Source organism: Bradyrhizobium sp. (assembly GCF_049581145.1).
In the GTDB taxonomy this organism is placed as follows: Bacteria; Pseudomonadota; Alphaproteobacteria; order Rhizobiales; family Xanthobacteraceae; genus Bradyrhizobium.
Window position 1 is genome coordinate 1 of the sequence record NZ_JBAURI010000426.1, and the last position, 3917, is coordinate 3917.

Annotated in this window: 5 protein-coding genes; 3 read left to right on the plus strand and 2 right to left on the minus strand. The window is 63.0% G+C overall.

Translation table 11 applies throughout. The annotated features are described in order from the left end of the window. Positions 1 to 726: substrate binding domain-containing protein (locus WCB02_RS13815; protein WP_423958782.1), on the plus strand; the 726-nt coding region annotated here is incomplete at its 5' end. A gap of 109 nt (positions 727 to 835) precedes the next feature. Here the strand turns inward: WCB02_RS13815 and WCB02_RS13820 are convergent. Beyond that, positions 836 to 1096: a DUF1488 domain-containing protein gene (locus WCB02_RS13820; protein WP_423958783.1), complete on the minus strand. Its 261-nt coding sequence runs from the start codon at positions 1094 to 1096 to the stop codon at positions 836 to 838. A gap of 427 nt (positions 1097 to 1523) precedes the next feature. On the opposite strand from WCB02_RS13820, the gene WCB02_RS13825 reads away from it, so the two are divergent. Both WCB02_RS13825 and WCB02_RS13830 read left to right on the plus strand, forming a co-directional pair. Then, the gene (locus WCB02_RS13825) at positions 1524 to 1763 is read left to right on the plus strand and encodes an Hsp20 family protein (protein ID WP_423958786.1); all 240 of its coding nucleotides are present in this window, start codon (positions 1524 to 1526) and stop codon (positions 1761 to 1763) included. Between the two features lie 133 nt (positions 1764 to 1896). Continuing rightward, on the plus strand, positions 1897 to 2124 hold the full coding sequence (locus tag WCB02_RS13830; protein ID WP_423958784.1) for a hypothetical protein: 228 nt from the start codon (positions 1897 to 1899) through the stop codon (positions 2122 to 2124). Between the two features lie 336 nt (positions 2125 to 2460). Here WCB02_RS13830 and WCB02_RS13835 read toward each other — a convergent pair whose 3' ends face one another. After that, on the minus strand, positions 2461 to 3756 hold the full coding sequence (locus tag WCB02_RS13835; protein WP_423958785.1) for a Spy/CpxP family protein refolding chaperone: 1296 nt from the start codon (positions 3754 to 3756) through the stop codon (positions 2461 to 2463). Positions 3757 to 3917 lie beyond the last annotated feature (161 nt).

Below are 3917 nucleotides of genomic sequence, written 5' to 3' on the forward strand. Positions count from 1 at the left end.
GGGCAGCGCCTGTCCGAACGTGCCGCGCGGCTGCTCGCTGACGGCGAGGCGGCGGAAAGCGAGGCCCTGGCGCAATCGACGGCGCCGCGCGGGCTGGTGCGGCTCGCGGTGCCAATGACATTCGGCGTGAACAAGGTGGCGCCGCTGCTGCCGGAATTTCTCAGTACCTATCCGGAGGTCTCGATCGACCTGCATCTGAGTGACGCGACCGTGGATCTGATCGGCGAAGGATTCGATGCCGGTCTGCGCATCGCCCGGCTGCCGGATTCCTCGCTGATCGCGCGGCGGCTATGCGCGATGCCGCGCTACACCGTGGCGGCGCCGTCCTATCTCGAGCGCTACGGACGGCCGACCCATCCGATGCATCTGGCGCAGCACAAGTGCTTCGGCTACGCCTATCTGTCAACGCCGAACGTCTGGTACTATACCAACGCGGCCGGCGAGCAGGCGAGCGTCCGGCCCGCCGGCCCATTGCGTGTCAACAATGGAGATGCCCTGATGCCGGCCCTGCTCGCCGGCCTCGGCATCGCGGATCTGCCGGATTTCATCGTCGGCGACGCAATTGCCGCAGGCGAGGTCGAGGTGATCCTGAAAGGCTGGAAGCAGCCAGAAGGCGCGGTGCATCTGGTCACGCCGCCCGGCGGTCCGCGCCCAGCGCGCGTCGAGCTGCTGGCGGATTTTCTGACCAAACAATTTACGAAGGGGAAGAGGACTGCGGCTTCGTAGAATGAAGGGTCGGCACGGCGTCGATTTCATGGAATGCTTCATCGGGCGAAGCTGGCACACGTCTGCTGATCCCGAGGTGTGTTCTCAGTTCGACCGAACCGCGCCGTTGTCAAAAATTGGCGGCAACCAGGTCGTAAGATCCTCTGCTGCCGCGAACATAGATCTTGGCTGCTGCGGCACAGATCAAATCCCGATTGGAATCGAATGCGCTCAAAAAGCCCGACGCGCTGGCACAGCCATTCGGCTCAATTCGCCTCAACGCGTCTTCGCTTATGAAGAATGAGGCCTCTAGAGCGCTGTCATGACCCCAGAATCGCACGGCGTGTCGGGTCTGGTCGTATGAACGGCTCTGATTTGGGAAATCAATCACGGGACTGATCGGGTCGTCGCCGGTTCGCGATCGTTCTGACCGGGATTGGAACCAGCGCTCCGCCCGTATCGAACATGGATTGCCGTGCTCGCTCGCCCGCAGCAGCAACCTTGTGCCCGAGCTGTCTCAAGGCTTCAACGCGTTGAGCCCATCGCCGTTCTAGACGGCTGGAGAAGCTCGAGCGGTAAATTGTACTCATTGGGTCAACCTCGTTGACGCGGTGCTGTGCGTCTTGTCAGCCTCTTAGATAGGCACTGATTCCGCTTTTGCGAGTCGTCGTGAGTTGAGAAACGCGGCATGGGGCGTCCATCACAGGCGCTGCCAGCCACGTGATGGTATGCCGCCTTGAACCAGATCAAGATCCGTCAGGCCTGAGGACCAGCGTCTCTCTCTTGATCTTTCTTCTACCTGTGGGGAGCGAGATGGGATAAGGACTGACTCGTTCTATCGATCGATATTCTTGCCTTTCGAGCCGGAAGAGGGAGCCGTCGAAACTCATTTCGACAGAGGCGTGCTGCATCTCACGATCGAGAAGCCGGCCAAGGCCGTGAAGACCGCCAAGACAATCGATATCGGGCCGGGCGCTCCGCCAAGCCCGAGCCCGGTATCGAATGCCGCTGCACCGAGCCAGGCCGCGTCGCCTGCCGCGGTCGGCGACCCGAACTGAATCAGTCAGTTTTGGTTGAGAGGGTCGGTCGTTCACGTTCTTCGATGCAGCGAAAATGGCGATTACAGGCCGGAGCGTGTAACGTGGCGATAGCGCCGGGTTGCCGACGCCTCCGGCGCATGATGGAGTTCCAATGAAAAAACCAGTTCTGTCGATTGACGAGCCTGAGCCGAAGAAGCCACCGCGTGCCGATCGGCCTCCGACCGAAGGTTTCGTGGTGATTGTCGACAGCCATTTCAAGTCGGAATTTGATACTGTCGAAGCTGCTGAAGCATCCGGCCGGAAACTGAAGTCGACTTATCCGATGCTCCAGATCGAAATCTATGACGCCGCTACCAGGATGCGAACTCTGTTGAGCTGAGAATACGCCATCATCAGCCGGGAGGCGGCGAGATCACGCGATGAGCAGGTGCGGACCTTTCTGGAAGTGCGCGAGATCGGTCCGCGCGTAAGGGATGCGCGGCGTCGATGCCACGCATCCGTCGTCTTACCGCGCCGCCGGCATCTTCCAGCCGCCAAAGGTCTGTTCCAGAGGCATGGCCGGCGCCAGCGCGACGTCGTCCTCGCGCCAGGGGCGGGGGTCGCGACCTGGACGTTGAGCGGCAGCCTGAGGGGCCCCCGTCGCGGGCGAACGCGGATCTCCCGATTTCCCCTGCCCAAATGACGCATCCGGCCGGTTCATCCGCGCTGGAAAGCTTCATCTCACGATGGAAATGAGACGGCGAATCATTCCGTTGATGCTGGCGTGGCGGCGGTAGTGATGATGGCGCGGCGAAATGCTCGATTGCTCAGCCGAGCGGCGCGGTCCGATCGCCTCGAACTGCGCCTTCTGCTCATCGGTCAGCTTGCCGTAGAAATCGTCCAGCGCGGCCCGCACGCTCTTCACCGCCTGCAGCATGACGTCCAGCCGCTTGCCGACGGCTTGAAGTCTTGCCGTCGGAGTGATGGCATCCTCGCCGATGGGGCAAGACGTTTTCAGCATGTCCTCCGCCTTGGCGGTGGCGTCCTGCAGTGCTGCAAGACTGGCGCGTTGCGCCTCGGTCGGATGGAGCTTGGCCTCGATCTCGGCGCTTGGCCATGGCGCGACATTGGGTTGCGCTGCTTCGCAGCTGCCAATGACAGCGCCGCTGTTGTTTTTTGCGGCCTCAGGCCGACGCTGATCCTTGCGTTCATCCCTGCGCTCATCTTGGCCGAGCGCGTTCAGCTTGGCTTTTTGATCATCGTTGAGAAGGTCATAGAACTTCTGTAGCGGTGGCTGAACCGTTCCGACCGCCGTTATCATCGCCTCGATCCGGGCCTGCATCGCTGCGAGCCGCGCGGGCGCGGTGACCGCCATCTGACTCGGACAAGCGGCCTTGATATCCTCGGCTGCTTTTGCCGAGGCCTTTGCCAGATCGTCGAGCGCCGCGCGCTGGGCGTCGTTGGGTTGAATGGCTGCTCGGATTTGATCGATCGGCAGGCCGGCGATGTCGCTTCCATCCTCGCCGCACATCTGCGCCAACTGATCGGTCGGCGCGGCCTGAGAAGCTTGGGGCTGTCCTCCGCCGCTGGCGCGATAACCCCCGCTGCCCTGCGGCCAGTAGCCGGCGAGGCTATCGTAGTCATAGGGCGAGAATATCCCGGCATAGATGTCGCCATAGCCGTAATCCCAGAACGGGTCGTCGTAGCCATAGCCCCACAACGTGTAATCATAGATGTCGTAATAGGCGAATGGCCAGAACAGCGGGCCGACCCAGCCATAGCCGCCATTGCGGTGCCGCCACCATCCGTCTCGGCCGTGGCCGTCATGCCAACCCGCCATGGCCGCCGCCGCAGCAATCCGCGTGCGCGTCGCCGAAGAGCGCAGCGCGGCCTCATTGTGCAGGGCGCCTGCGACCGCGCGGGAGTTCAGCGCGTTGTGGATCGCTCGCGATCTTGCCGTCGCGCCGCGCTCCGGGCCCGACTTCGCTGCATTGCGGTTTCCGCCGCGACCCAGGTTTCTATTTGTGTTCATCGCCGGAGCGTGACCGCCAGGGCGGGGACCGTGGATCGCAGCCGAACGCCGACCGTGGAAACCCGGCCGCGCCGCGAAGTGAGATATCCTTGCTCCGCCCCGTGGCCCGCCGAAGTGGTGGACGCCACCCATCCGCGCGCCGCCGCCGAAGTGCGCGCCGC

What these genes read in the sequence shown, in the direction of transcription:
- WCB02_RS13830 (WP_423958784.1), top strand. Translation starts at nt 1,897, where the DNA reads ATGAAAAAACCAGTTCTGTCGATTGACGAGCCTGAGCCGAAGAAGCCA.
- WCB02_RS13835 (WP_423958785.1), bottom strand. Translation starts at nt 3,756, where the DNA reads ATGAACACAAATAGAAACCTGGGTCGCGGCGGAAACCGCAATGCAGCG.